Here is a 336-nt window from a genome sequence, read left to right as displayed (position 1 = left end):
AAGAACGCGCCCTGGCCGCCCTGACGGCGGACGACGAGAACGCCTGAGCCTGTCCGTTTGGAAAGCCTTTCGCCGCCTTCCTGACGCAGACGCGCCACATCGCGAACGACGATCGGGAACAATCATCGCGAGGGCGTGCATTGGCTTGAGCCGTAACGCCCTATATCCATGGGCGAACGGAGCTTTTCCGTATCCGCCAGTAGAGACTGCAAGGACGACGATGCTGAAACGCAAGGAGTTCATTCTGGGGGCCGCTGTCGGCCTGACCTTCGCCGCCGCCGCGACGGCGGGCGGGGTCATCACCTGGCCGGGCGCCGAAGCCGCGCCCGCCGCCAA

At 65.8% G+C, this 336-nt stretch carries 1 protein-coding gene; it reads left to right on the top strand.

Going from position 1 to position 336, the window contains the following annotated elements:
• Nucleotides 1–220: 220 nt before the first annotated feature.
• Nucleotides 221–336 (top strand): hypothetical protein (locus B2Y21_RS15910; protein WP_414632846.1); only part of this gene is annotated, 116 nt, incomplete at its 3' end.

This window comes from Brevundimonas sp. UBA5936 (assembly GCA_002430835.1).
In the GTDB taxonomy this organism is placed as follows: Bacteria; Pseudomonadota; Alphaproteobacteria; order Caulobacterales; family Caulobacteraceae; genus Brevundimonas.
Note: the sequence above shows the minus strand (reverse complement) of the source record. Positions and strands in the feature narration are given on the sequence as shown.